We start from the raw sequence: 22,743 nt of genomic DNA, 5'->3' as shown, positions 1-22,743 counted from the left end.
TGAACAATATGGGGGAATCAGATACCGTCCCAGTCGTTGAACATCAGGCCGAAGCCGATGCCGTTTTGTTTGTGGTTGTAATCAATCAGGCTTTCGCCGTAGCCGTGGAAACCGCGGACAACGCCTTTGAGTTTGCCTTTAATTGGGAAGGTATAAGCAGCTTCAACGGCACCGCGTCCGCTTTTCGGGTTGTAACGCAGGACGGAATAAACATTTTGTTTGTCATTGAAGCGGTATTGGACTTTTAAGTCGCCGTAGCCCATGTATTTGTTGATGTCCGGATTGTCGTCGTCATCTCCTTTTTGGTCGAAGGCGCGCATCCAAACTCTAGGAATAACGGTCAGCTTGCCCCATTCCATGCCGGCCATGGCGTAAACGCGGTTCCATGAGCGGGATTCGGGGCGGCTTTGACCGTTGGACTGGTGAACAAAACCTGCACCGACCATACGCAGTTTGCCGCCGAAAGGCAGGTCTGCTTTAACGGGTTGGGTAATGAAGATTTCGGGCTCGTAGTCGGTATTGCGGAACGGAGCGGATTTGCGGCCTTGGTTGAAGATTTGCCAGTCGGATTTTTGGGTATAGCCAAACCATACGTCGGCACGGGTTTTGAATAAATCTTCGGCAATCTTGCTTTTGAAGGAAACCTGCATTTTGGTTTCGAGGCGTTTCTGCTCGCTGAATTTTTCCTGCGTGGTTACGCCGCGACTGGGGGATTCCGGGTAGTAGTTGGGGCTGCTGTTGTACCAAACGGGCATGAGGTACATAGGGTTGTGCTCGCGTACGTTCAACAGGCCGCGTGTGTCGTTTTTATCCAAATCGTACATCAGGCTTAAAGGCGTGTAGCTGTCGGCAGTTTCGCTTAATACGTCGTCTGAAATATTCGGATGGGTAGGGTTGTCGAATACGATGGCAGCTTCTTTTTTCTCAATGCTCTTACGGATGCTTTGTTCGAGGTCAACCGGTGTTTTGGCGGTTTCGGTTTGCGCTTGCGGCAGTGGGGATTGAGGGGGAAGTTGCGCCGAATAGATGTTGTCGTAACACGCCAAACGGGTGGCGTTGTCTTGAATGGTAGTGCAGTGTAGGGCGGCGGTATCGGCGGCGGCTAGTGGGGCGGCGGCAATGAATCCGATACTTAGGGAATGTTTCAACATCTTGTTCATGAGAGTTTCCGTTGTTTTTCAGACGGCCTGATGAGAGGGTAAATGGGTTTATTCAGTCGGTTTGGGCTGTGAATACGGCAATGCCCCTGAAAGGCAAGACCTCAGGGGCATCGTATCAGCTCGATTATCCTGCTTTGGTTGTCAGGATTTCCGGCATCTGCGTCAGTATTAAGCCAAAGCTTTTACTTTAGCAGACAGACGGCTTTTATGACGGGCTGCTTTGTTTTTGTGGAATACGCCTTTGTCAGCGATGCGGTCGATGACTTTAACGGATTCTTGGTAAACTGCTTGAGCAGCAGCTTTGTCGCCGGCTTCAACTGCTTTCAACACTTTTTTCACAGCGGTACGGAATGCAGTACGCAGGCTGGCGTTGTGGGCGCGTTGTTTAACCGACTGGCGGGCACGTTTGCGGGCTTGTGCGCTGTTTGCCATATTGAATATCTCCTGAAAAATAAATTCTGTAAACGCGCAATTTTAAAGACAGATTTCCTTGTGTGCAAGCTTTTTCTCTATAAACGCGCGCAAATCAGCCGTATTTTGCCCAAAAACGACAGCCGGTGCAACGCTTTTGGTAAAAAGATGGTGTTGCTTTGCCTTATTTCAATAAAAATCAGATGGATATTGCTTTGCGTTTGCTTACGTTTCCATTACAATAGCCTAACTCTGCGCCGGGGTGTTTATGGGGTGCAGGGTTTCTTATTTATTGACATTAACCACTCTTTCATCAGGAATCTGCCCGTATGAAAAAATCTGTATTAGCCGTATTGGCCGCATTGTCTTTGGCCGCGTGCGGCGGTGGCGAGAAAAAAGCCGAGCAACCTCAAGCAGGCAGCGCGCCTGCTGCCAATGCCGAAGCAGCCGCCACCGATACTTTGAATATCTACAACTGGTCAAACTACGTTGACGAAAGTACAGTCGAAGACTTCAAAAAAGCCAACAATTTGAAGCTGACTTACGATTTGTATGAAAACAACGAAACGCTGGAAGCCAAAATGCTGACCGGTAAATCCGGCTATGACTTGGTTGTGCCCGGTATTGCCTTCCTACCGCGTCAAATTGAGGCAGGTGCATACCAAAAAATCAATAAGGATCTGATTCCGAACTACAAAAACATCGACCCTGAATTGCTGAAGATGTTGGAGACCGCCGACCCGGGCAATCAATATGCCGTTCCTTATTTCTCCGGCGTGAACACTTTGGCGATTACGGCGAAGGGTAAAGAGCTTTTGGGCGGCAAGCTGCCTGAAAACGGCTGGGATTTGCTGTTCAAACCCGAATACACCAACAAGCTGAAATCTTGCGGCATCGCTTTGTGGGATACCCCGAGCGAAATGTTCCCAATCTTGTTGAACTACTTGGGTAAAGATCCTAAAGGCTCGAATCCTGAAGATTTGAAAGCGGCGGCAGAAGTGTTGAAAACCATCCGTCCTGACGTGAAACGTTTCAGCCCTTCCATCATTGACGAATTGGCGCGCGGCGACATCTGCTTGGCGGCAGGTAACGGCGGCGACTTGAACTTGGCCAAAGCGCGTTCTGAAGAAGTAAAAAACAATGTCGGCATCGAAGTGTTGACTCCGAAAGGCATGGGCTTCTGGATCGAATCTTGGCTGATTCCGGCCGATGCGAAAAACGTCGTCAATGCCCACAAGTATATCAACTACACGCTGGATCCCGAAGTGGCTGCGAAAAACGGTATCGCCGTAACCTTCGCACCTGCAAGTAAACCTGCGCGCGAAAAAATGCCTGCCGAGCTGGTGAATACACGTTCTATTTTCCCGAACGAGCAAGACATGAAAGACGGTTTCGTCATGCCCCAAATGAGCGCAGATGCGAAAAAACTGTCTGTCAACTTGTGGCAGAAAATCAAAGTCGGTTCAAATTAATATTGAGCTGATTGTTTGAAGCGAAGGCCGTCTGAAATTTTTCAGACGGCCTTTTTTGATGTCCCAATTTTTATCGTTTCAAAGCCAAAGTCAATACGCCTGCGGTTACCAAGCCTAAGCCTATCCATTCCTGCGTACTTGGGCGTTCGTCTAAGAAAACAACGGCCATCAGGGCGACTAAGACCAGGCTGAATTTGTCGACGGGTGCGACTTGCGAGGCGTTGCCCAGTTGCAGGGCTTTGAAGTAGGCGAGCCAAGAAGCGCCGGTGGCGAGGCCGGATAGGATGAGGAATGTCCAGTTACGACCGGTAAAGCCGTTCACGCCCTGCCATTTGCCGGTGTAGGTTAAAAACAGTACCAAAGCGGCGAGGATGACCAAGGTGCGGATAAAGGTGGCGAAATCCGAATCTATGCCCTGTAAACCCATTTTGGCGAAAATGGCAGTCAATGAGGCGAAGCCTGCCGATGCCAATGCCCAAAACAGCCATGCGTTGCTGCTCATGTTTTATTCCTTTGTTTCAAATTGTTGACAATATGAATCCGCTTGTTGATGAAATATCGAAATTTTCACTGCGGTTTGTCTTTGGAAAACGCTATAATAGAACTAATATTCTTTTTCTTCCAGCTGTCTTTAATAGTATTGTTTCAGACGGCCTTTCCCTCTCTCAATAAAGGAAAATCATGAGCTTCAAAACCGATGCTGAAATTGCCCAGTCTTCCACCATGCGCCCGATTGGTGAAATTGCCGCCAAGCTGGGTTTGAACGTTGACAACATCGAGCCCTATGGTCATTACAAAGCCAAAATCAATCCTGCCGAAGCGTTTAAACTGCCGCAAAAACAAGGCCGTCTGATTTTGGTTACCGCCATTAATCCGACTCCTGCGGGTGAGGGCAAAACCACTGTAACCATCGGTTTGGCGGACGCATTGCGCCATATCGGCAAAGACTCGGTGATCGCCCTGCGCGAGCCTTCTTTGGGTCCGGTGTTCGGCGTCAAAGGCGGCGCGGCAGGCGGCGGCTATGCCCAAGTTTTGCCGATGGAAGACATCAACCTGCACTTCACCGGCGACTTTCACGCCATTGGTGCGGCGAATAACTTGCTCGCCGCCATGCTCGACAACCATATCTATCAAGGCAATGAGCTAAACATCGATCCGAAACGCGTCCTGTGGCGTCGTGCGGTCGATATGAACGACCGTCAGTTGCGCAACATCATCGACGGTATGGGCAAACCTGTTGACGGCGTGATGCGTCCTGACGGTTTCGACATTACCGTTGCCTCCGAAGTGATGGCGGTATTCTGTCTTGCCAAAGACATCAGCGATTTGAAAGAGCGTTTGGGTAACATCCTTGTCGCCTACGCCAAAGACGGCAGCCCTGTTTATGCCAAAGATTTGAAAGCAAATGGCGCGATGGCGGCATTGCTCAAAGATGCGATTAAGCCTAACTTGGTACAAACCATCGAAGGTACTCCGGCCTTTGTGCATGGTGGTCCGTTCGCCAACATCGCCCACGGCTGTAACTCTGTAACTGCCACCCGTTTGGCGAAACACCTTGCCGATTACGCCGTAACCGAAGCAGGTTTCGGCGCAGATTTGGGTGCGGAAAAATTCTGCGACATCAAATGCCGTCTGGCGGATTTGAAACCTGATGCGGCTGTTGTTGTGGCTACTGTCCGCGCTTTGAAATACAACGGCGGCGTGGAGCGTGCCAACCTCGGCGAAGAAAACCTTGATGCTTTGGCAAAAGGCCTGCCTAATCTGCTGAAACACATTTCCAACCTGAAAAACGTATTCGGCCTGCCTGTGGTGGTTGCCATCAACCGCTTCGTGTCCGACTCCGATGCTGAGTTGGCCATGATTGAAAAAGCCTGCGCGGAACACGGCGTTGAAGTTTCCCTGACCGAAGTATGGGGCAAAGGCGGCGCGGGTGGTGCAGACTTGGCGCACAAAGTCGTCAACGCCATCGAAAACCAACCGAATAACTTCGGCTTTGCCTACGATGTTGAGTTGAGCATTAAAGACAAAATCCGTGCGATTGCCCAAAAAGTGTACGGCGCGGAAGATGTCGATTTCAGCGCGGAAGCGTCTGCCGAAATTGCTTCACTGGAAAAACTGGGCTTGGACAAAATGCCTGTCTGCATGGCGAAAACCCAATATTCTTTGAGCGACAACGCCAAACTCTTGGGCTGCCCCGAAGGCTTCCGCATTACCGTGCGCGGCATTACCGTTTCTTCCGGTGCGGGCTTCATCGTTGCATTGTGCGGCAATATGATGAAAATGCCGGGTCTGCCGAAAGTTCCGGCTGCCGAGAAAATCGATGTGGACGCAGAAGGCGTGATTCACGGCTTGTTCTGATTTAGATTGATATTGAAATAGATAAAGGCCGTCTGAAACCGAGGTTTCAGACGGCCTTTTATGATTTAAGTGAATTTCAACTTGCTTTTTAAGAAATTGAAGAACTTGTCTATCATACTGAACAACGTATTACGGTCTTCGCCAAACAAAGAAATGCTGCGGTCTTTGCTGATTCTGTCATAAGCGGCAAAAATGGTTTTCAGCTCTTCGGTGGTTAAACGCAGTTGCTTTTCATGCAAGATTCGGCTTAAGAGGGTGACTTCTACTGGGTTCAATTCAGGGAAAAGGTGGCTGAACCACAATTCCATGGTGTATTGGACGGATCTGTTGATTTTGTCTCTTTTTTTGCTTTCTTGAGCGGTGTGTATCCTGTAAGACAACAAAGGCTCGGGCAGGTTGGCAAAGGTTTTGCCATGTAGGGCGCATTGCACCCACATATGGAAATCGGGCGCGGTTTCTGTTGCGGTGTAGTTTATCTCAAGGTTTTTAATGCTGTCGTGCCGCCACATGGTGGTGGGGTTGAACATGTTTTGGGCGGCAAAGGAGAGAAAGGCTTTAATGTCTTTGTCGAGCAGGGGGAGGTCGCTTAAAACGGGTTCTCTTCCGGTTTGGTCGTCGAAAAAGATGGTGGCTTGGCTGCCGACAATATCGATTTCGGGATGGCTGTCTAAGAATTGAATTTGTTTTTCAAAACGATCCAAGGCGCAAATATCGTCCGCGTCCATTCGTGCCACATATTCGACCTCTACGTCTTTGAGCATATCCATGGCAAATTGGCAGGCAAACGGCTCGCCCCTGTTTTCCGGAAGGTGGAAAACCTGCAAACGTGAATCTTTGGCTGCGTAAGCCTCGAGGATTTCGCCGGTTTTGTCTGTTGAAGCATCGTTGATGGCGATGACGAAAAAGTCGCGGAATGTTTGACTCAATACCGAATCCAAGCATTCGGTCAAATAAGCTTCGGCACAATAGGCCGGCAAAATAACGGCAAGTTTCATGTTTGCTTTCGATGTGTTTTGATGTGTAGTCGGTGGAAGATTTTACTATAAATTTCCCAAAAGCTAAGGCCGTCTGAAACCTTATTTTCAAGTTTTCAGACGGCCTTAGTGTGAATCCGAGATACGGATTATTTAACGATTTGGTTCAATTCGCCTTTGGCGTATTTGGTTGCCATTTTTTCCAAAGAAATCGGTTTGATTTTGTCGGCTTGGCCTTCGCAACCGAATGCGAGGTAGCGGTCAAGACAGATTTGTTTCATGGCTTCGACGGTTTTGCTCAAGTATTTGCGCGGGTCGAATTCGGATGGGTTTTCTGCCATGAAGCGGCGGATGGCACCGGTAGAGGCGAGGCGCAAGTCGGTATCGATGTTGACTTTGCGGACACCGTGTTTGATGCCTTCGACGATTTCTTCAACCGGTACGCCGTAGGTTTCACCGATTTTGCCGCCGTGTTCGTTGATGACTTTCAGCCATTCTTGCGGAACGGAGCTGGAGCCGTGCATCACGATGTGGGTGTTCGGCAGGGCTTGGTGGATTTCTTTGATGCGGTCGATACGCAATACATCGCCTGTGGGCGGACGGGTAAATTTGTATGCGCCGTGGCTGGTGCCGACGGCAATAGCTAGTGCGTCAACGCCGGTATCTTTAACGAAACGTACGGCATCTTCAACGCTGGTCAGCATTTGGTCATGGGAAAGTTTGCCCACTGCGCCTACGCCGTCTTCTTCGCCGGCTTCACCGGTTTCGAGGTTGCCCAATACGCCGATTTCGCCTTCAACGGACACGCCGCAAGCGTGGGAGAAGTTAACGACAGTACGGGTGGCATTGACGTTGTATTCGTAAGAAGAAGGGGTTTTGCCGTCTTCCATCAGCGAGCCGTCCATCATCACGGAGGAGAAGCCCAGTTGGATTGAGCGTTGGCACACATCAGGAGATGCGCCGTGGTCTTGGTGCATCACGACGGGGATGTGCGGGAATTCTTCGACTGCGGCCAAAATCAGATGGCGCAGGAATGGGGCACCTGCGTATTTGCGTGCGCCTGCGGATGCTTGAACGATAACGGGGGCGTTGACTTGGTCGGCCGCCTCCATGATGGCGCGCATCTGTTCGAGGTTGTTAACGTTGAATGCGGGCAGACCGTAGCTGTTTTCGGCAGCATGGTCCAATAATTGGCGCATGGATACGAGTGCCATGAGGAGCTCCTGAGGTAGTGAAGGGTAAATTTATCCGATAAATTATAATGTTTTTTGAAATGAAAAACTACAAGCTGTTACATTGTTTTTATATATTAACGAACAGGGTCTCGGTTTATAATGGCGTAGTATTGAAAACGGGTGTGCAAAATGGATAGGATTTCGGTGGCCGAGTGTGATAAGCCTTTGTTTCAGACGGCCTTGACGGTGCAGGTGGGCGATGTGAACTATGGCGGCCATCTGGCGAACGATGCGGTGTTGCGTTTGTGCCATGAAGTGCGAATGCGTTGGCTGGCGACGCTGGGTTGGAGCGAAATGGATGCCGGAGGGGCAGGTCTGATTATGGTGGATGCGGCGGTGCAGTATTTGGCGCAAGGTCATCATGGCGATGAGCTGTCGGTAGAAATGGGGGCGGCGGGCGTGGCCGGAGTAGGCTTTTCTTTGCTGTACTGTATCCGCAGGATTTCAGACGGCCTTGTGCTGGCGAAAGTGCAGACAGGCATGGTGTGTTTCGATTATGGCAAGCAGCGTGTCTGCCGTTTGCCTTCGGCATTGAAAACGGCGTTGGAGGCCGTCTGAAATGGCGGAATCAAACCATTTTGCGCTTCATCTTGAACGCTATCTGAAAACCTTGCTGCAACAAGGCAAGTCGGAGCATACCGTTTCCGCTTATCGGCGCGATTTGAGTGAATTGATGCGCCTGTTGCCCGATAATCTTGAAAACGGCCTGCCGACGCGCCGTGATTTTGTGGCGGTATTGAAAAAACTGTCGCAAAAGGGCTTGAGCGAAAGCAGCTTGGCGCGGAAATTGTCGGTATGGCGGCAGTATTGCAGTTGGCTGGTGCAGATAGAAGTTATGGAAAGCGACCCGACATTTAATATGAAAGCGCCGCGCCTGCCCGAACGCCTGCCCAAAGCGTTGCCGCAAGAACCTTTAAACCATATTCTTGATCATGCGCCTGTTGATGACGAGTTGGACGTGCGCGATAAGGCGATGTTTGAATTGATGTATGGCAGCGGTTTGCGCCTGAGCGAGATACAAGGTTTGAATCTGGACGGTATCGTCTTGGACGAAGGCTGGGTCAGTGTGAAGGGTAAAGGCGGCAAGCAGCGGCAAGTGCCTTTAGTGGCTAAAAGCATTACGGCATTACGCGATTATCTGGCAGTGCGTATTGCCAAAGAGGGCGAACAGGCCTTGTTCACCAATAAAAACGGCGGTAGGCTGGGGCAACGTCAAATCCAAAAACGCCTGCAGGCGTGGGCGGTGCGCGTGGGCAGTGCCAGCCATATCTCGCCACACATGATGCGCCACAGCTATGCAACCCATCTTTTGCAGGCATCGGGCGATATCCGTGCCGTACAGGAATTGTTGGGACACAGCAACCTTTCCGCTACGCAAGTTTATACAAAGCTGGATTTCGACCATTTGGCGCGCGTTTATGATGAGGCGCACCCAAGGGCGAAACGGAAAAAGTGATTTTGTTTGAGTCAGGCCGTCTGAAAGAATGTTTTCAGACGGCCTGATGTTTTATGGATAAAAAATACAGATGATTTGAAACCATTTGAATTTTTATCGGTCTGACGAGGTTTCAATATTGGCCTGATGTGCGGATGGCATAAAGATTGTAAGAGACGATGGCTTTTGCAATACCGCTTATCTTTTCAGATGACCGTTTGTTTGATAATATTAGTAATGAGAGCTAATATCATATTATGATATGCAGCCTTTAAAACAGCAGGTCTATAACTTTCTATATAAGCATTAATGCTTATTTTGACTGTAAAACGACTTGCAAACGGGAATTGTTGCTATTAACATAACGGAATTATGGATAAAAAACGAATTTTAACTCCAGCCGTCGTGACTTCCGTTGCGTTGATTCACGTCGGCTTGGTTGCACTTTTATGGCACGCGCACAAACCGCCTCCTGTCGAAATGGCGAATATTGAATTTGTCGATTTGGGCGATTTCGGCGGTGGCGACGGCAGCCCTGAAGGCGAAGGCGCACCTGCCGCCCCCGAGCCTACCCCCGAACAACCAAAACCCAAGCCGAAGCCCAAACCTAAGCCTGTCGAGCCGCCCAAACCTGTTATCAAACCTGTGGTAACGAAAAAAGAAAAAGCGGATATCGTACAGCAAAAGGAAAAACCGAAACCTATTGAGAAACCTAAGCCCGAGCCTAAGCCGGAACCCAAACCAGAGCCGAAGCCCGAGCCAAAACCTGAACCAAAACCAGAGCCGAAGGCAGAACCTAAACCATCTCCCAAAGCATCTGAATACTCAGGCAGCAAAACCGGGCCGAATACTGCTGAAAACGGTAAAGGCAACGGCGAAGGCAAAGCCTTGGGCGGAGAAGGAAAAGGCAACGGCGGCGGTACGAAAGGTACAGGCAGCGGCCGTGGCGAAGGCAGCGGATCCGGCAGCGGCGGTGCGAAAGGCGAACATGGCTCCGGCACGGGTGGTGGAGGTGGTGGCAGCGGTACAGGTGCCGGCAGCAGTAAAGGCAATCCGGCAAAAGGAACCTGCCATATTCCAAGACCTCCGTATCCTTCACTATCCACTGAAAATGGTGAAGAAGGCTTGGTTGTTTTGAAAGTCTTGGTTGGTCCCGGCGGTAAAGTGGATTCAATCAGTGTGAATAAATCAAGTGGTTATAGTCGTCTGGATAATGCAGCGCGTAAAGCCGTTAAAGATGGTAGCTGTAATGCAAGCGTTTGGACTGAATTTAAAGTACCTGTCAAATTCACGCTCGAATAAGTATCTAGGCCTAAGCTGATTGATTAGAAAATATATGCTGTTGGGAAATGATTTTAAATGACCCGATAGAAATTTTAATTTTATTTTTAACTTGGAAAAATTATGGATTTAAGTTTAGTTTTCAAATCAGGTGATGTGGTACTGATTGGTGTATTTGTCCTGATGTTGTTGATGAGTGTGGTGACTTGGAGCGTCATTGTGATTCGCTGCATCAAATACCGCAAAGCGAAAAAAGGCAATGCTCAGGTAAAAGAGTTGATGCTGAATGCGTTTACGCTGGCTGATGCCGTACAAAAAGCCAAAGCGGTAGAAGCACCGATGAGCAGTGTTGCCGATGAGTCTCTGCGCGCATACCAAAACTACCGTCAAACGACGAGCAAATCGCTGATTGACGAATTGCCTTTGAACGAATACTTGGTTGTTCACATCCGTAACAGTTTGACCCAAACCATGCGCCAGTTCGACTACGGTATGACCGCTTTGGCTTCTATCGGTGCAACCGCTCCGTTTATCGGCCTGTTGGGTACGGTTTGGGGTATTTACCATGCCCTGATCGGCATCAGCGAAAGCGGTCAAATGAGCATTGCTGCGGTAGCCGGTCCGATTGGTGAGGCTTTGGTATCGACTGCTGTTGGCCTGTTCGTGGCGATTCCGGCCGTATTGGCGTACAACTTCCTCAATCGCGGTACAAAAACCATCGCGCAAGATATGGACGCATTTGCACATGACCTGCATGTCCGCCTTCTGAACCAAAAGGATTAAACCATGGCTTTCGGATCAATGAATTCCGGCGATGATGCGCCGATGTCGGATATCAACGTTACACCTTTGGTGGACGTGATGCTGGTGTTGCTGATTGTATTTATGATTACCATGCCGGTACTGACCCACTCGATTCCTTTGGAGTTGCCGACTGCTTCGGAAAAGGCAGCAAAAGAGGACAAGCAACAGCCTAAAGATCCTTTGCGTTTGAGCATTGATGCCAGTGGTGCTTACGTCGTTGGCGGCGATTCGGATACCAAAGTGGATTTGGCAACGGTAACCGCCAAGCTGAAAGAGGCTAAAGCGAAAAACGAAGATGTGATTGTGGCGATTGCGGCGGATAAAGCGGTTGAATACGATTACGTCAACCAAGCCCTGCAAGCGGCGCGCGAAGCCGGCATCAGTAAAATCGGTTTTGTAACGGAAACCAAAGCGCAATAATCTTTTGAATAAGCAAAGGCCGTCTGAAATTTGAGTAAAGTTTCAGACGGTCTTTTGTTGTATTTGGTAACTATATGTCCAGGCTGTATAATTAGCGGATTAAATTGAATAATGACAATACAGGAACCACTATGACAGAAACCATCGAGCGCGACAGTATGCAATACGATGTCGTGATTGTCGGCGCAGGCCCGTCGGGTTTGTCTGCCGCCATCAAACTCAAGCAGCTTGCCGAAAAGAATGGACGTGAAATCAGCGTTTGCGTGGTGGAGAAGGGTTCGGAGGCCGGTGCGCACTCGCTTGCCGGTGCCATCATCGATCCGATTTCTTTGAGTGAGCTGATTCCCGATTGGAAAGAAAAAGGCGCGCCGCTGACGCGTACAGTGACGAAGGACAGGGTTTTGTTCCTGACCGAGAAAAAAGCCTTCAACTTGCCGGTTACCCCGAATTTCGACAACCATGCGAACTACATCGCCAGCTTGGGCGAAGTTGTCCGCTGGTTGGCAGAGCAGGCGGAAAATTTGGGCGTGGAAATTTATCCGGGCTTTGCCGCCGCCGAAGTGCTGTATCACGAAGACGGTTCGGTCAAAGGCATTGCAACCGGAAATATGGGCGTGGGCAAAGACGGCGAGCCGACCGACAGTTTCCAGCCCGGCATGGAGCTTTGGGCGCAACAAACCATATTTGCCGAAGGCTGCCGTGGCTCGCTTTCCAAGCAAATCATCGAACGCTTCCAGCTCGACCAAAACAGCGAGCCGCAAACTTACGGCTTGGGCATTAAAGAAATTTGGGAAGTGCCGTCTGAAAAACATCAGCCCGGTTTGGTCATGCACAGTGCAGGCTGGCCGCTAGACAGCAAAACCTACGGCGGCTCGTTTATTTATCACTTTGATGACAACAAAGTCGCTGTCGGCTTTGTGGTCGGTTTGGATTATCAAAACCCTTATCTGTCGCCGTTTGAAGAGTTCCAACGTTTCAAAACCCATCCTGAAATCCGCAAAACCTTTGAAGGCGGCCGCCGTATCGCGTATGGCGCGCGTTCGCTGATTGAAGGTGGTTTGCAAAGCCTGCCGAAACTCTCGTTCAAAGGCGGCGTTTTGGTCGGCGATGCGGCGGGTTTCCTCAATATGCCGCGTATCAAAGGTATTCATACTGCGATGAAATCCGCTATGCTCGCCGCAGAAGCCGTGTTCCCCTTGTTGGAAAACCTTGAAGAAGTGGAAAGCTTCGACAGCGGCAAAGAGGCAGTGGATTATCAGCAACGTTTTGAACAAAGCTGGCTGTATCAAGAGCTTTACGCCGCGCGCAATGTCCGTCCGTCATTCAAATGGGGCGTTTACCTCGGCTCAATCTATACCGGTATCGACCAGATGATTTTCAGAGGCAAAGCCCCGTGGACTTTGAAACATCACGGCAAAGACAACGAGCAGCTCAAAAAAGCAGCCGAATGCAAACCGATTGATTATCCGAAGCCCGACGGCGTGTTGACCTTCGACCGCTTGAGCAGCGTGTTCCTTGCCAACCTTGCGCACGAAGAAAACCAGCCCGACCATTTGGTGCTGAAAAATCCGCAGGTCATGATAGACGTAAACTACAAAGAATACGCCTCGCCCGAAACCCGCTATTGTCCGGCCGGCGTATATGAAATCGTCGAAGAAAACGGCAGTCCGCGTCTTCAAATCAACGCTGCCAACTGCGTTCACTGCAAAACGTGTGACATCAAAGACCCGACGCAAAACATCACTTGGATTTGTCCTGAAGGCGCGAGCGGACCGAATTACAGCGGAATGTAATTTACTGTTTTGAAGTCAAAACCTAAAGGCCGTCTGAAAAGTTTCAGACTGCCTCTATCCTATTATTTCATCAATGGAAGCATTATGAACACGCACATTTGGCAGGCAGGCCGATTTGAAATCGCCTTAGACAAACCGAAAATCATGGGCATCGTCAATCTGACCCCCGATTCATTTTCCGATGGCGGCACCTATTCGCAAAATGTCTCAATAGCATTGGCACATGCCGAGCAGCTGCTGAAAGACGGTGCGGATATTCTCGATATCGGCGGAGAATCTATGCGCCCGGGTTCGGATGATGTTTCTCTCGGAGAAGAAGAATGGGCCAGGGTGCAGCCGGTTTTGGTGGAAGTGGCCAAGTGGAATGTTCCCGTCAGCTTGGACACGCGCCACACGGCAATCATGGAAAAAGCCTTGGCGCAAGGCGGCGTCGATATTATCAACGATGTTGCCGCATTGAGTGATGAAGGCGCAGTCGCATTATTGGCGCAACAGCCGAAGACAGGCGTGTGCCTCATGCACATGCAGGGCTTGCCCAAAACCATGCAGCTGAATCCGCAATATCAAGATGTCGTCGAAGAAGTCGCGCGTTATTTAAAAGCACGCGCGGCAGAATGCGTTCGAGCAGGCATTGCCCCTGAACGCATCACGCTCGACCCCGGCTTCTGTTTCGGCAAAAACCTGCAACACAACATTACCCTGATACAACATTTGCCTGAATTGATGGACGCAACCGGATTCCCACTCCTGATCGGCATATCGCGCAAAAGTATGATCGGCGAGCTGACAGGCGAACAAAATGCCGCCAAACGCGTACACGGCAGCGTCGCAGCCGCTTTGGCCACTGTCGCCCGAGGTGCGCAAATCATCCGTGTTCACGATGTCAAAGCAACATCGGACGCTTTGAAAGTTTGGGAAGCATTGGGCATATCGGCATAATGCCCAAATAGAAAACCAACAGGCCGTCTGAAACATTTGCCCGGCATCTTGAACAAGCAACAAGTTATGCTATAATCCGCTTCTACTCTTGACGGGTCTGTAGCTCAGGGGTTAGAGCAGGGGACTCATAATCCCTTGGTCGTGGGTTCGAAACCCACCGGACCCACCAAATATTAAAAATGCCCGAGGCTTTTGGCTTCGGGCATTTTTGTATTTATTGGTTTGTGAAGGGTTGGAATATAATGTCGACAATAGTAATTTGGTTATTTCATCCAATATATTTTTTAGGGAAAATTCTTTTTAAAAAAGAAGGAGTAGTTTGGTGGAGTTATTGCCTTATTTTCTGTTTTGTTTAATATTTTTGTATTTTATTGCAATTATAATTAATTCAGTAATGGTATATAAAATATTAAAATCAGAAGGGGTGGATATAGGTTTTTTTGAATATCTATTTATTGGGAGTATGCAATTTAAATTTTTTAGGGTGCTGTTTGGAATACAAAAAATATCCAATAAATTTTATTTGAAAATATTAAGAATAAATTTTACGGTTGCTATGATTATTCTTATTTTATGGTTTTCTGTTGTCTCATATTTGACGTATTCAGTATAAAAATTAACCTATTAAAAGAAAGTCGTTTATTTAAGCTGCAGAGTTTTTTATAAACCAATGCCGTCTGAAAATCTTAATTTCAGACGGCATTTTTTATTTTTCCGAGTAATACCACATGCGCCTATATCGAAAGGCTGATGATTATTTCGATATGGCTGGACTGTTTTTCAGACGGCCTGAAGACTTAATCAACCATTCGGCTTATTTCGTTGATGGGGATACGCGGGGTATAGAGTATGTCGTAGGTTGGTTTGTCCAAAAGATCTTGCAGGGAGTATTGATCTAAATGGTTGAAGAAAGCTTTGATGGCGCCGGTAATGATGCCGGTCAGTCGGCAGGATGGGGTGATGAGGCATTCGTTGTTATCGCCCATGCATTCGACAACCTGCATCGGCTCAAGATGGCGCACGACTGCGCCGATGTTGATTTTTTCAGGAACATCCGCTAAGCGCAAACCGCCGCCTTTGCCGCGCACGCTGACCAGAAATCCGCCTTTGACTAATGAGGTAACCACTTTCATTAAATGGCTTTTGGAAATATTGTAAGTCTCGGCAATGGTGCTGATATTGACGAGGGTGTCATCATTGATGGCGGTATAAACCAATACGCGCAATCCGTAATCGGTATGTTGGGTCAGATACATGGCTGGCTCTTTAGATATTTTTATTATATGTCAAAAGCGTAGTGTTTGGAGAGGGGCTGTTTGACTTTATGTGGGATTGGGTTTCATAATATCCGAAACATTTGAATTAATCCAGTTTGACAGACTGTTGCCATTATAACGAACTTATGAAACCCTTGAAACGCCACCCTGCATTAATAGAACTTTCCCGTGAGCATCATGGCTCGCTGTCGTTGTGCGTCCGTCTCCTGCGTACGCCGGAGCAAAGCCATCAAGCAGAGCTGGATCCTCATTTTGCGGAACTTGAGCCACATTTTTTGGAGGAGGAAACCATGTTTGCGCCGTATTGGGATAAGGTTGATCCGACGTTGAGGCAGCGTTTTGAAGGCGATCATGCCAAGCTGCGTGCGATGATGGCTCATCCTGAATATATGAATGAATCATGGAATAAGGATTTTGCGGTAACTTTGCGTGATCATGCGCGTTTTGAGGAGCGTGAGCTTTTTCCTGCGATTGAACCTTTTTTGCCTTTGCCTGAGAATGTGTAATAGGAAAGGGAATCGATGGCCGTCTGAAAAGTTTCAGACGGCCTCTGTTGCTGTTTTATTATGATATAAAAATTGAAGGAACCACCATGAACGATTTGTTCAAACATCCTGTATGGGCAATGGCCTTCCGCCCGTTTTACTCGTTGGCGGCTTTGTATGGCGCATTGTCTATATTGCTTTGGGGCTTCGGCTATCAGGGTACGCCTGAATTGCCGGGTTTGTATTGGCATGCCCATGAAATGATTTGGGGCTACGCCGGATTGGTTGTCATTGCATTCTTGCTGACAGCAGTGGCAACTTGGACTGGCCAGCCGCCCACGCGCGGTAAGGCGTTGGCAGGTTTGACCGCATTTTGGCTGCTTGCGCGTTTGTGTGTGTTTATTCCCGGCTGGGGTGCAACGGCAAGCGGCATATTCGGCACGATCTTTTTCTGGTATGGCGCGGTGTGCATGGCTTTGCCGGTAATCCGTTCTCAAAACAAGCGCAACTATGTTGCCGTATTTGCTATTTTTGTTTTGGGCGGTACCCATTTTGCGTTCCATATGAAAATGCAGCCGTTTGATGCCATCGCACTGATGACCGGTTTGCAATCCGGGTTGATTATGGTGGCCGGTTTTATCGGTTTGATCGGTATGCGGATTATCTCGTTCTTTACGTCCAAACGGTTGAACGTGCCGCAAATTCCCAGCCCTCAGTGGGTAGCGCACGCATCGCTTTGGCTGCCTATGCTGACTGCTATGATGATGGCTCATAACATATTGCCGAAATTGGCTGCTTTATGCTCTATTGCTGCAGGTGTGATTTTTACCGTACAAGTATATCGTTGGTGGTATAAAGCCGTACTGAAAGAGCCTATGCTTTGGATTTTGTTTGCCGGCTATCTGTTTACAGGTTTGGGCTTGATTGCTGTCGGTCTTTCTTATTGGATTTCAAGCTTCTTGAATCTGGGCGTACACCTTATCGGCGTTGGCGGTATCGGCGTGCTGACTTTGGGTATGATGGCACGAACTGCGCTTGGCCATACCGGCAACTCTATTTATCCGCCACCTAAAGTGGTTCCTGTCGCCTTTTGGCTGATGATTGCCGCAACGGTTATCCGTGTTTTGGCTACCTTTGTGAGCGGTACGGCATACACGCACAGTATCCGTTGCTCCGCCGCTTTGTTTGCCGTGTCTCTGCTGTTGTACGCATGGAAATATATTCCTTGGTTGATCCGTCCGCGTTCGGATGGTCGTCCGGGTTAACGGTTTGGCAAAATGAAAAGGCCGTCTGAAAAGTTTCAGACGGCCTTTATTTATTGATAATAAAAAAAGCCTTTCAAAGTATGAAAGGCTTTTATTGAAACTGTGGCCTCGCCAACAGGAATCGAACCTGTATTTTACGCTTAGGAGGCATACGTTCTATCCGTTGAACTATGGCGAGGCGGTAAAGGAGGGGATTTTAAACCTTTCCGGCAAAAAAAGACAATAAACCGGCGGCAATTAGAGGGCCGACCGGAATGCCGCCGACAAAGGCAACGCCGATGACGGTACCGATTAATAATCCGGTTACCAAAACAGGCTGTTCGCTCATCAATGGAACGCCGCGTCCGGCAAGCCAGGCAACCAAAATGCCGATAAGGACGGCGGCAATCATTTTGAAATTGATAAACTCGGAAACCGGCGGAATCTGGATTTTACCGGAAACCAGCGGGCTCAATACGCCGATGGTCAGTATAATGATGCCCACTTGCAAGCCGTGTTTTTCCACGAAGGGGATGTATTGCGACAAGGCGGTTTGCTGCATCAACAATAAGACGGCCGCCGAAATCGTAATCGAGTTGTTGTTGCTGACAACGCCCAAAAAAATCAGCGTAACCAGAAACAAAGGGACAAAGCTGAAATTCATCGGATTTAAGATACTCGGGCCAAGGATTCTTTTGCCAGTTGGATCATGGCATCTTTGACTTCGCTGTCAGGCAACACGTTCAATGAAGCGATGGCTTTGTCGACGGCTTTTTTTGCCTCGGAAATCGAATACGGCAAAGCGTCTGAGTTGACGACATAGTCGTGGATTTTTTCAAAATAACTGCGGTCGGCATTTTCCAAAGCATGGCGCACATCGTTTGCTGCCTGCTCGGAGCCGTTTCGCATCAGGTAAATCAATGGCAGGGTAGGTTTGCCTTCTGCTAAATCGTCGCCGACGTTTTTGCCGATTTCTTCGGTTTCGCCTGAGTAGTCCAATACATCGTCAATGATTTGGAAAGCCGTACCGACGTACATACCGTAGTCTTTCAAGGCTTGTTCGTGTTCGGGGGAAGCATTGCCCAAAATTGCGCCGACTTGCGCGGCTGCTTCAAACAGTTTTGCTGTTTTGTATTGGATAACTTGGACATATTGCTCTTCGGTAATATCCGTATTGCCGATGTTCATCAGCTGCATGACTTCGCCTTCGGCGATGATGTTGGTCGCGTCTGCCATCACTTCCAAGATACGCATACTGCCTGAACCAACCATCAGTTGGAAGGCACGTGTATATAGGAAGTCGCCGACCAAAACAGCCGCCGCGTTCCCGAAGAGGTTGTTTGCCGTTTTACGGCCGCGGCGCAACTCGCTTTCATCGACGACATCGTCGTGCAGGAGGGTGGAGGTGTGGATGAATTCCACCATTGCTGCCAGCGAGTACAGTTTTTCATCGTCATGCCCGACTGCTTTGCCTGCCAAAATGGTAATAATCGGACGCAGGCGCTTACCGCCCGCGCTGATGATGTATGTGCCGATTTGCGAAATCAGTGCAACATCGGATTGAACAGCTTGGTTGATGACCGCATTAACTTTGGCAAGGTCATCGGGCAGGTGGCGTTGGAAGTAAGGCAGGTTTTCGAGCATAAAACATTCTCTGTTGATAAAACGGAGCGGGGGCTCCAAGGAATCTGTTTAAACCCGTACATTCGGTCGGGGTAATAACGTTGCATAAAGATATCAGCAATCCAGCGCGTGATTATATCAGTTAAAAAGCATGCAACATATCTTTCAGACGGCCTTTTCACTTGTAAATAAAATAAATTTTGACAAAACAGGCAAATAGAAATAGAATAGCTCGTTTCGCACATGGTGTGCGGAATGTTAACCTAATTCTCATGGAGTTGAGTATGTACGCGGTCGTAAAAACCGGCGGTAAACAATACAAAGTTTCCGTTGGCGAAAAATTGAAAGTAGAACAGATACCAGCCGAACTCGACAGCCAAATCGAACTGACTGAAGTTTTGATGATTGCTGACGGCGAATCTGTAAAAGTAGGCGCACCTTTTATCGAAGGCGCAAAAGTAACAGCTAAAGTCGTTGCTCATGGTCGTGGCGAGAAAGTACGCATTTTCAAAATGCGTCGTCGCAAACACTACCAAAAACGCCAAGGCCATCGCCAAAATTTCACCCAAATCGAAATCGTGGCAATCGCCTAATTTCAAGTAAGTTCAGGAGTATTACAAATGGCAAGTAAAAAAGCAGGCGGTAGCACCCGCAACGGTCGCGATTCAGAAGCCAAACGTTTGGGCGTTAAAGCCTACGGCAACGAGCTGATTCCGGCAGGCTCTATCATCGTTCGTCAACGTGGTACTAAATTCCACGCAGGTGACAACGTAGGCATGGGCAAAGACCACACTTTGTTTGCTAAAGTCGACGGTTACGTTGAATTCAAAACCAAAGGTGCGCTGAACCGTAAAACCGTCAGCATCCGTCCTTACACCGGTTCTGAAGAATAATCGTTTTACGATTGAAAGCCGCATTCCTTTTCGGAATGCGGTTTTTGTTTATTTGACGGTTTTGTCTGTTTGATAAAATCCGTATGTCGTGAAGCTTGATTTATATTAAGGCCAAAGTAAAAACGTGCTTATAATCGATAGCCTTTGTTTTATTCTATTGACTCTTTCTATATAATCTATCAAATGCCTTTGATTTACCCTCTTGTAGCTAAACACAGTAAACTTAAGGCCGTCTGAAAAAATCCGTATCAGTTGAATACAAGGAATTCCTCCCATGAGCTTACACAGTGATATTCTCGTCGTCGGCGCAGGCCCTGCCGGATTAAGTTTTGCCGCAGAGTTGGCCGGAAGCGGTTTGAACATAACCCTGATTGAAAGAAGTCCTTTAGAAGTGTTGCAAAATCCGCCGTATGACGGCCGTGAAATCGCACTGACGCATCTGTCGCGCGAAATCATGCAGCGATTGGGTATGTGGGATTTGATTCCAAAAGACGAAATTTATCCTTTGCGCGATGCCAAAGTGTTGAACGGCCATTCCGATTACCAGCTCCATTTCCCGCAACCGACTCAGGCGCGCGGCGAGCCTGCGGACTGCTTGGGCTATTTGATCTCCAACCACAATATCCGCAAAGCCGCTTATGAAGTCGTGTCCAAATTGGACAACGTCAAGATCCTGACCGGCACCAATGTTAAAGAAGTCAAAACTTCTGACGATGAGGCACAAGTTATTTTGGAAAGCGGCGAAGTATTGACCGGCCGTCTGTTGTTGGCCGCCGATAGCCGTTTCTCGCAAACGCGCCGTCAATTGGGCATTTCTTCCGATATGCACGATTATAGCCGTACCATGTTTGTGTGCCGCATGAAGCATACTCTGTCCAACCTGCATACCGCCTATGAATGCTTCCACTACGGCCGCACCATTGCGTTGCTGCCGTTGGAAGAACACTTGACCAATACCGTGATTACGGTAGACAGCGATAAAGCCGAAACGATTAAAAACATGTCGCCGGAAGAATTGGCAGCCAGCGTGAAAGAGCAACTCAAAGGCCGTTTGGGCGATATGGAATTGGTCAGCACTATTCACAATTATCCTTTGGTCGGTATGATTGCCCAACGTTTCTATGGCAAACGCAGCGCGCTGATCGGCGATGCCGCGGTCGGTATGCATCCGGTTACTGCGCACGGTTTCAACTTGGGTCTGGCAAGTGCCGATCTCTTGGTTAAGTTGGTTCTCGAAGCCGAGCAACGCGGTCAGGATATTGGTGCGAAGAGCCTGCTGGAAAAATACAGTACCAAGCATATGTTCCACGCGCATCCGATTTACCACGGCACCAATATGCTGCTGAAACTCTTTACCAATGAAACTGCTCCGGCGAAACTGCTGCGCGGTTTGGTATTGCGTGCAAGCAATAACTTCCCGCCGCTGAAAAAACTGATTACCAAACAATTGACTGGTTAATTGTTTAAAACATAAAAGGCCGTCTGAACGATTAAAGTTTCAGACGGCCTTGTTTTTTTATCTATTGCTTATTTGGCTAAAACCGATTCGGGCATTTCTTGACGGATGTTTAAGGAAGTCAGTTTTTTGGTCAAGATGCTCAATACGATGCCGTAGGCAGGCAGGAAGAAGAGGGTGCAGATGGCGAGTTTGAACAGATAATCGACAAATGCGATGCCCTGCCAGTTTGCCGCCATAAATTCATCGTTGCTCGCATAAAAGGCAACGGCGAAAAACACCAGCGTGTCCAAAGCGTTGCCGACCACGGTGGAGACAGTAGGGGCAATCCACCATGATTTCAGACGGCGTAATCTGTTGAACACGAAAATATCGAGGATTTGCCCGAGAGCATAGGCGGAAAAGCTGGCCAATGCGATACGGCCGACGAAGGTGTTAAATTCGGTTAACGATGCCCAGCCTGTCCAGTTGCCCTCATGAAAGAGGACGGAGAAAACGTAAGAGAGCAGCAGGGCGGGGAACATTACCCAAAAAATAATCCGTCTCGCCAACGGCGCGCCGAAAATGCGTACGGTCAGATCGGTAGCGAGGAAGATAAAGGGAAAGGAAAATGCGCCCCAAGTGGTAAAGATACCGAAAATTTGAAAGGGGAACTGCACCAGATAGTTGCTGGCGGCAATAATAAAAATATGGAAAAGCACCAGCCAGAAGAGCGCTTTCTTCTGCTGTGCGGCAGTAAATTCGTACATGAGAATCTTTCGGAAGTTTTTCAGACGGCATGAAGCCTTGCAAGATTGTGCAATAGAGAAAATCTTGCAATGAAAGGGCGTTAGGCCGTCTGAACGGGATTATTGTGCATCGTGCTCAAACAGGCGTTTGCGTGCCAAAGCTTCAAACTCTGTGCCTGCTTTGCCGTAGTTGGCAAACGGATGAATGGCGATGCCGCCGCGCGGTGTGAATTCGCCAAATACTTCGATGTATTTCGGATCCATCAGGGCGATGAGGTCTTTCATGATGATGTTGACGCAGTCTTCATGGAAGTCGCCGTGGTTGCGGAAGCTGAAGAGATAGAGTTTCAGGGATTTGCTTTCCACCATTTTGATATGGGGGATGTAGCGGATGTAGATGGTGGCAAAGTCGGGCTGGCCGGTCATCGGGCAGAGGCTGGTGAACTCGGGGCAGACGAATTTGACGAAATAGTCGTTGTTGGGATGTTTGTTGTCGAACGCTTCCAAAATTTCAGGCGCGTATTCGCTCGGGTATTGGGTTTTCTGGTTGCCCAAAAGGGAGATGCCTTGCAGCTCTTCGTTGTTGCGGGACATGAGGTTTCCTTAGTTTTTTAATGTGGGAGGTTTTCGAACCACGGGGTGCGGATTGTAATATAAATTGCATGATTTGTGCGGATTTTATAGCGATGAATCAGCAGGATAGCTTTCAGACGGCCTGTTTTGTATTTTATGAAACCTGTTTTCCGCTTTACAAT

General features: G+C 48.7%; 24 protein-coding genes, 2 tRNA genes and 1 riboswitch. Of the genes, 15 read left to right on the top strand and 11 right to left on the bottom strand.

What is annotated here, in order from left to right; all coding sequences use genetic code 11:
- Positions 1-17: 17 nt before the first annotated feature.
- Positions 18-1,160 carry a phospholipase A gene (locus tag ACTHS8_RS04395; RefSeq protein WP_311458834.1) on the bottom strand — a complete coding sequence of 381 codons (1,143 nt, stop codon included), beginning with the start codon at positions 1,158-1,160 and terminating at the stop codon, positions 18-20.
- 168 nt (positions 1,161-1,328) lie between these two features.
- A complete protein-coding gene (gene rpsT / locus ACTHS8_RS04390) occupies positions 1,329-1,592 on the bottom strand; it encodes a 30S ribosomal protein S20 (protein WP_002212556.1) in 264 nt (87 codons plus the stop codon).
- Positions 1,593-1,900: 308 nt separating this feature from the next.
- On the opposite strand from rpsT, the gene ACTHS8_RS04385 reads away from it, so the two are divergent.
- Entirely contained in the window at positions 1,901-3,043 is a 1,143-nt protein-coding gene (locus ACTHS8_RS04385; protein ID WP_137041143.1) for an extracellular solute-binding protein, read from the top strand.
- A 70-nt stretch (positions 3,044-3,113) separates the two neighbouring features.
- Here ACTHS8_RS04385 and ACTHS8_RS04380 read toward each other — a convergent pair whose 3' ends face one another.
- Positions 3,114-3,545 carry an EamA family transporter gene (locus ACTHS8_RS04380; RefSeq protein ID WP_003680126.1) on the bottom strand — a complete coding sequence of 144 codons (432 nt, stop codon included), beginning with the start codon at positions 3,543-3,545 and terminating at the stop codon, positions 3,114-3,116.
- A 179-nt stretch (positions 3,546-3,724) separates the two neighbouring features.
- Here ACTHS8_RS04380 and ACTHS8_RS04375 point away from each other — a divergent pair, with 179 nt between their 5' ends.
- Entirely contained in the window at positions 3,725-5,401 is a 1,677-nt protein-coding gene (locus tag ACTHS8_RS04375) for a formate--tetrahydrofolate ligase (protein WP_440373091.1), read from the top strand.
- A 65-nt stretch (positions 5,402-5,466) separates the two neighbouring features.
- On the opposite strand, the gene ACTHS8_RS04370 is transcribed toward ACTHS8_RS04375, so the two are convergent.
- Entirely contained in the window at positions 5,467-6,396 is a 930-nt protein-coding gene (locus tag ACTHS8_RS04370; RefSeq protein ID WP_440373090.1) for a glycosyltransferase family 2 protein, read from the bottom strand.
- 128 nt (positions 6,397-6,524) lie between these two features.
- Positions 6,525-7,589 (bottom strand): class II fructose-bisphosphate aldolase, encoded by a 1,065-nt coding sequence (fba, locus tag ACTHS8_RS04365; protein ID WP_003686828.1) that lies wholly within the window; start codon positions 7,587-7,589, stop codon positions 6,525-6,527.
- A gap of 150 nt (positions 7,590-7,739) precedes the next feature.
- Between fba and ACTHS8_RS04360 the strand changes: the two genes are divergently transcribed.
- The 8 genes from ACTHS8_RS04360 to ACTHS8_RS04325 all read left to right on the top strand — a co-directional run bounded on the left by ACTHS8_RS04360 (position 7,740) and on the right by ACTHS8_RS04325 (position 14,451).
- Positions 7,740-8,168 (top strand): acyl-CoA thioesterase, encoded by a 429-nt coding sequence (locus ACTHS8_RS04360; protein WP_440373089.1) that lies wholly within the window; start codon positions 7,740-7,742, stop codon positions 8,166-8,168.
- Between the two features lies 1 nt (position 8,169).
- Complete coding sequence (locus ACTHS8_RS04355; protein ID WP_440373088.1) at positions 8,170-9,066, top strand: tyrosine recombinase XerC; 897 nt, start codon at positions 8,170-8,172, stop codon at positions 9,064-9,066.
- A gap of 351 nt (positions 9,067-9,417) precedes the next feature.
- On the top strand, positions 9,418-10,347 hold the full coding sequence (locus tag ACTHS8_RS04350) for an energy transducer TonB (RefSeq protein WP_137041137.1): 930 nt from the start codon (positions 9,418-9,420) through the stop codon (positions 10,345-10,347).
- Positions 10,348-10,449: 102 nt separating this feature from the next.
- On the top strand, positions 10,450-11,109 hold the full coding sequence (locus ACTHS8_RS04345; RefSeq protein ID WP_063076153.1) for a MotA/TolQ/ExbB proton channel family protein: 660 nt from the start codon (positions 10,450-10,452) through the stop codon (positions 11,107-11,109).
- A gap of 3 nt (positions 11,110-11,112) precedes the next feature.
- Entirely contained in the window at positions 11,113-11,550 is a 438-nt protein-coding gene (locus tag ACTHS8_RS04340) for an ExbD/TolR family protein (RefSeq protein WP_003686804.1), read from the top strand.
- Positions 11,551-11,681: 131 nt separating this feature from the next.
- Entirely contained in the window at positions 11,682-13,343 is a 1,662-nt protein-coding gene (locus ACTHS8_RS04335) for an electron transfer flavoprotein-ubiquinone oxidoreductase (protein ID WP_440373087.1), read from the top strand.
- Between the two features lie 84 nt (positions 13,344-13,427).
- Positions 13,428-14,282 carry a dihydropteroate synthase gene (folP, locus tag ACTHS8_RS04330; RefSeq protein WP_440373086.1) on the top strand — a complete coding sequence of 285 codons (855 nt, stop codon included), beginning with the start codon at positions 13,428-13,430 and terminating at the stop codon, positions 14,280-14,282.
- Between the two features lie 93 nt (positions 14,283-14,375).
- Positions 14,376-14,451: transfer RNA gene (locus tag ACTHS8_RS04325), tRNA-Ile, on the top strand.
- Positions 14,452-15,079: 628 nt separating this feature from the next.
- Here ACTHS8_RS04325 and ACTHS8_RS04320 read toward each other — a convergent pair.
- A complete protein-coding gene (locus ACTHS8_RS04320) occupies positions 15,080-15,538 on the bottom strand; it encodes an RrF2 family transcriptional regulator (protein ID WP_049348753.1) in 459 nt (152 codons plus the stop codon).
- A 146-nt stretch (positions 15,539-15,684) separates the two neighbouring features.
- Between ACTHS8_RS04320 and ACTHS8_RS04315 the strand changes: the two genes are divergently transcribed.
- Complete coding sequence (locus tag ACTHS8_RS04315) at positions 15,685-16,065, top strand: hemerythrin domain-containing protein (protein ID WP_440373085.1); 381 nt, start codon at positions 15,685-15,687, stop codon at positions 16,063-16,065.
- Positions 16,066-16,151: 86 nt separating this feature from the next.
- Complete coding sequence (locus tag ACTHS8_RS04310) at positions 16,152-17,309, top strand: NnrS family protein (RefSeq protein ID WP_440373084.1); 1,158 nt, start codon at positions 16,152-16,154, stop codon at positions 17,307-17,309.
- Positions 17,310-17,412: 103 nt separating this feature from the next.
- Here the strand turns inward: ACTHS8_RS04310 and ACTHS8_RS04305 are convergent.
- The 3 genes from ACTHS8_RS04305 to ispB form a co-directional block, all read right to left on the bottom strand.
- Positions 17,413-17,487: transfer RNA gene (locus ACTHS8_RS04305), tRNA-Arg, on the bottom strand.
- Positions 17,488-17,505: 18 nt separating this feature from the next.
- Entirely contained in the window at positions 17,506-17,952 is a 447-nt protein-coding gene (locus tag ACTHS8_RS04300; RefSeq protein WP_440373083.1) for a DUF441 domain-containing protein, read from the bottom strand.
- A gap of 5 nt (positions 17,953-17,957) precedes the next feature.
- The gene (gene ispB / locus ACTHS8_RS04295; protein WP_440373082.1) at positions 17,958-18,932 is read right to left on the bottom strand and encodes an octaprenyl diphosphate synthase; all 975 of its coding nucleotides are present in this window, start codon (positions 18,930-18,932) and stop codon (positions 17,958-17,960) included.
- Between the two features lie 263 nt (positions 18,933-19,195).
- On the opposite strand from ispB, the gene rplU reads away from it, so the two are divergent.
- The 3 genes from rplU to ubiM all read left to right on the top strand — a co-directional run bounded on the left by rplU (position 19,196) and on the right by ubiM (position 21,263).
- The gene (rplU, locus tag ACTHS8_RS04290; RefSeq protein WP_002216394.1) at positions 19,196-19,504 is read left to right on the top strand and encodes a 50S ribosomal protein L21; all 309 of its coding nucleotides are present in this window, start codon (positions 19,196-19,198) and stop codon (positions 19,502-19,504) included.
- Positions 19,505-19,531: 27 nt separating this feature from the next.
- Positions 19,532-19,804 carry a 50S ribosomal protein L27 gene (gene rpmA / locus ACTHS8_RS04285; protein WP_002212328.1) on the top strand — a complete coding sequence of 91 codons (273 nt, stop codon included), beginning with the start codon at positions 19,532-19,534 and terminating at the stop codon, positions 19,802-19,804.
- Between the two features lie 274 nt (positions 19,805-20,078).
- The gene (gene ubiM, locus ACTHS8_RS04280) at positions 20,079-21,263 is read left to right on the top strand and encodes a 5-demethoxyubiquinol-8 5-hydroxylase UbiM (RefSeq protein ID WP_063076161.1); all 1,185 of its coding nucleotides are present in this window, start codon (positions 20,079-20,081) and stop codon (positions 21,261-21,263) included.
- A 68-nt stretch (positions 21,264-21,331) separates the two neighbouring features.
- Here the strand turns inward: ubiM and ACTHS8_RS04275 are convergent, their stop codons facing one another.
- Both ACTHS8_RS04275 and queF read right to left on the bottom strand, forming a co-directional pair.
- Complete coding sequence (locus tag ACTHS8_RS04275; RefSeq protein ID WP_440373081.1) at positions 21,332-22,009, bottom strand: 7-cyano-7-deazaguanine/7-aminomethyl-7-deazaguanine transporter; 678 nt, start codon at positions 22,007-22,009, stop codon at positions 21,332-21,334.
- 99 nt (positions 22,010-22,108) lie between these two features.
- Complete coding sequence (gene queF, locus ACTHS8_RS04270) at positions 22,109-22,582, bottom strand: preQ(1) synthase (protein ID WP_188211773.1); 474 nt, start codon at positions 22,580-22,582, stop codon at positions 22,109-22,111.
- A gap of 3 nt (positions 22,583-22,585) precedes the next feature.
- Positions 22,586-22,630: riboswitch (PreQ1 riboswitch) on the bottom strand.
- Positions 22,631-22,743 lie beyond the last annotated feature (113 nt).

The sequence above is a fragment of the Neisseria sp. P0016.S008 genome, from assembly GCF_051957775.1.
GTDB classification, from domain to species: domain Bacteria; phylum Pseudomonadota; class Gammaproteobacteria; order Burkholderiales; family Neisseriaceae; genus Neisseria; species Neisseria flavescens_B.
Note: the sequence above shows the minus strand (reverse complement) of the source record. Positions and strands in the feature narration are given on the sequence as shown.

Excerpts from the sequence above, each read along its gene's own strand:
- ACTHS8_RS04395 (WP_311458834.1), bottom strand. The coding sequence starts at position 1,160 with ATGAACAAGATGTTGAAACATTCCCTAAGTATCGGATTCATTGCCGCC.
- rpsT (WP_002212556.1), bottom strand. The coding sequence starts at position 1,592 with ATGGCAAACAGCGCACAAGCCCGCAAACGTGCCCGCCAGTCGGTTAAA.
- ACTHS8_RS04385 (WP_137041143.1), top strand. The coding sequence starts at position 1,901 with ATGAAAAAATCTGTATTAGCCGTATTGGCCGCATTGTCTTTGGCCGCG.
- ACTHS8_RS04380 (WP_003680126.1), bottom strand. The coding sequence starts at position 3,545 with ATGAGCAGCAACGCATGGCTGTTTTGGGCATTGGCATCGGCAGGCTTC.
- ACTHS8_RS04375 (WP_440373091.1), top strand. The coding sequence starts at position 3,725 with ATGAGCTTCAAAACCGATGCTGAAATTGCCCAGTCTTCCACCATGCGC.
- ACTHS8_RS04370 (WP_440373090.1), bottom strand. The coding sequence starts at position 6,396 with ATGAAACTTGCCGTTATTTTGCCGGCCTATTGTGCCGAAGCTTATTTG.
- fba (WP_003686828.1), bottom strand. The coding sequence starts at position 7,589 with ATGGCACTCGTATCCATGCGCCAATTATTGGACCATGCTGCCGAAAAC.
- ACTHS8_RS04360 (WP_440373089.1), top strand. The coding sequence starts at position 7,740 with ATGGATAGGATTTCGGTGGCCGAGTGTGATAAGCCTTTGTTTCAGACG.
- ACTHS8_RS04355 (WP_440373088.1), top strand. The coding sequence starts at position 8,170 with ATGGCGGAATCAAACCATTTTGCGCTTCATCTTGAACGCTATCTGAAA.
- ACTHS8_RS04350 (WP_137041137.1), top strand. The coding sequence starts at position 9,418 with ATGGATAAAAAACGAATTTTAACTCCAGCCGTCGTGACTTCCGTTGCG.
- ACTHS8_RS04345 (WP_063076153.1), top strand. The coding sequence starts at position 10,450 with ATGGATTTAAGTTTAGTTTTCAAATCAGGTGATGTGGTACTGATTGGT.
- ACTHS8_RS04340 (WP_003686804.1), top strand. The coding sequence starts at position 11,113 with ATGGCTTTCGGATCAATGAATTCCGGCGATGATGCGCCGATGTCGGAT.
- ACTHS8_RS04335 (WP_440373087.1), top strand. The coding sequence starts at position 11,682 with ATGACAGAAACCATCGAGCGCGACAGTATGCAATACGATGTCGTGATT.
- folP (WP_440373086.1), top strand. The coding sequence starts at position 13,428 with ATGAACACGCACATTTGGCAGGCAGGCCGATTTGAAATCGCCTTAGAC.
- ACTHS8_RS04320 (WP_049348753.1), bottom strand. The coding sequence starts at position 15,538 with ATGTATCTGACCCAACATACCGATTACGGATTGCGCGTATTGGTTTAT.
- ACTHS8_RS04315 (WP_440373085.1), top strand. The coding sequence starts at position 15,685 with ATGAAACCCTTGAAACGCCACCCTGCATTAATAGAACTTTCCCGTGAG.
- ACTHS8_RS04310 (WP_440373084.1), top strand. The coding sequence starts at position 16,152 with ATGAACGATTTGTTCAAACATCCTGTATGGGCAATGGCCTTCCGCCCG.
- ACTHS8_RS04300 (WP_440373083.1), bottom strand. The coding sequence starts at position 17,952 with ATGAATTTCAGCTTTGTCCCTTTGTTTCTGGTTACGCTGATTTTTTTG.
- ispB (WP_440373082.1), bottom strand. The coding sequence starts at position 18,932 with ATGCTCGAAAACCTGCCTTACTTCCAACGCCACCTGCCCGATGACCTT.
- rplU (WP_002216394.1), top strand. The coding sequence starts at position 19,196 with ATGTACGCGGTCGTAAAAACCGGCGGTAAACAATACAAAGTTTCCGTT.
- rpmA (WP_002212328.1), top strand. The coding sequence starts at position 19,532 with ATGGCAAGTAAAAAAGCAGGCGGTAGCACCCGCAACGGTCGCGATTCA.
- ubiM (WP_063076161.1), top strand. The coding sequence starts at position 20,079 with ATGAGCTTACACAGTGATATTCTCGTCGTCGGCGCAGGCCCTGCCGGA.
- ACTHS8_RS04275 (WP_440373081.1), bottom strand. The coding sequence starts at position 22,009 with ATGTACGAATTTACTGCCGCACAGCAGAAGAAAGCGCTCTTCTGGCTG.
- queF (WP_188211773.1), bottom strand. The coding sequence starts at position 22,582 with ATGTCCCGCAACAACGAAGAGCTGCAAGGCATCTCCCTTTTGGGCAAC.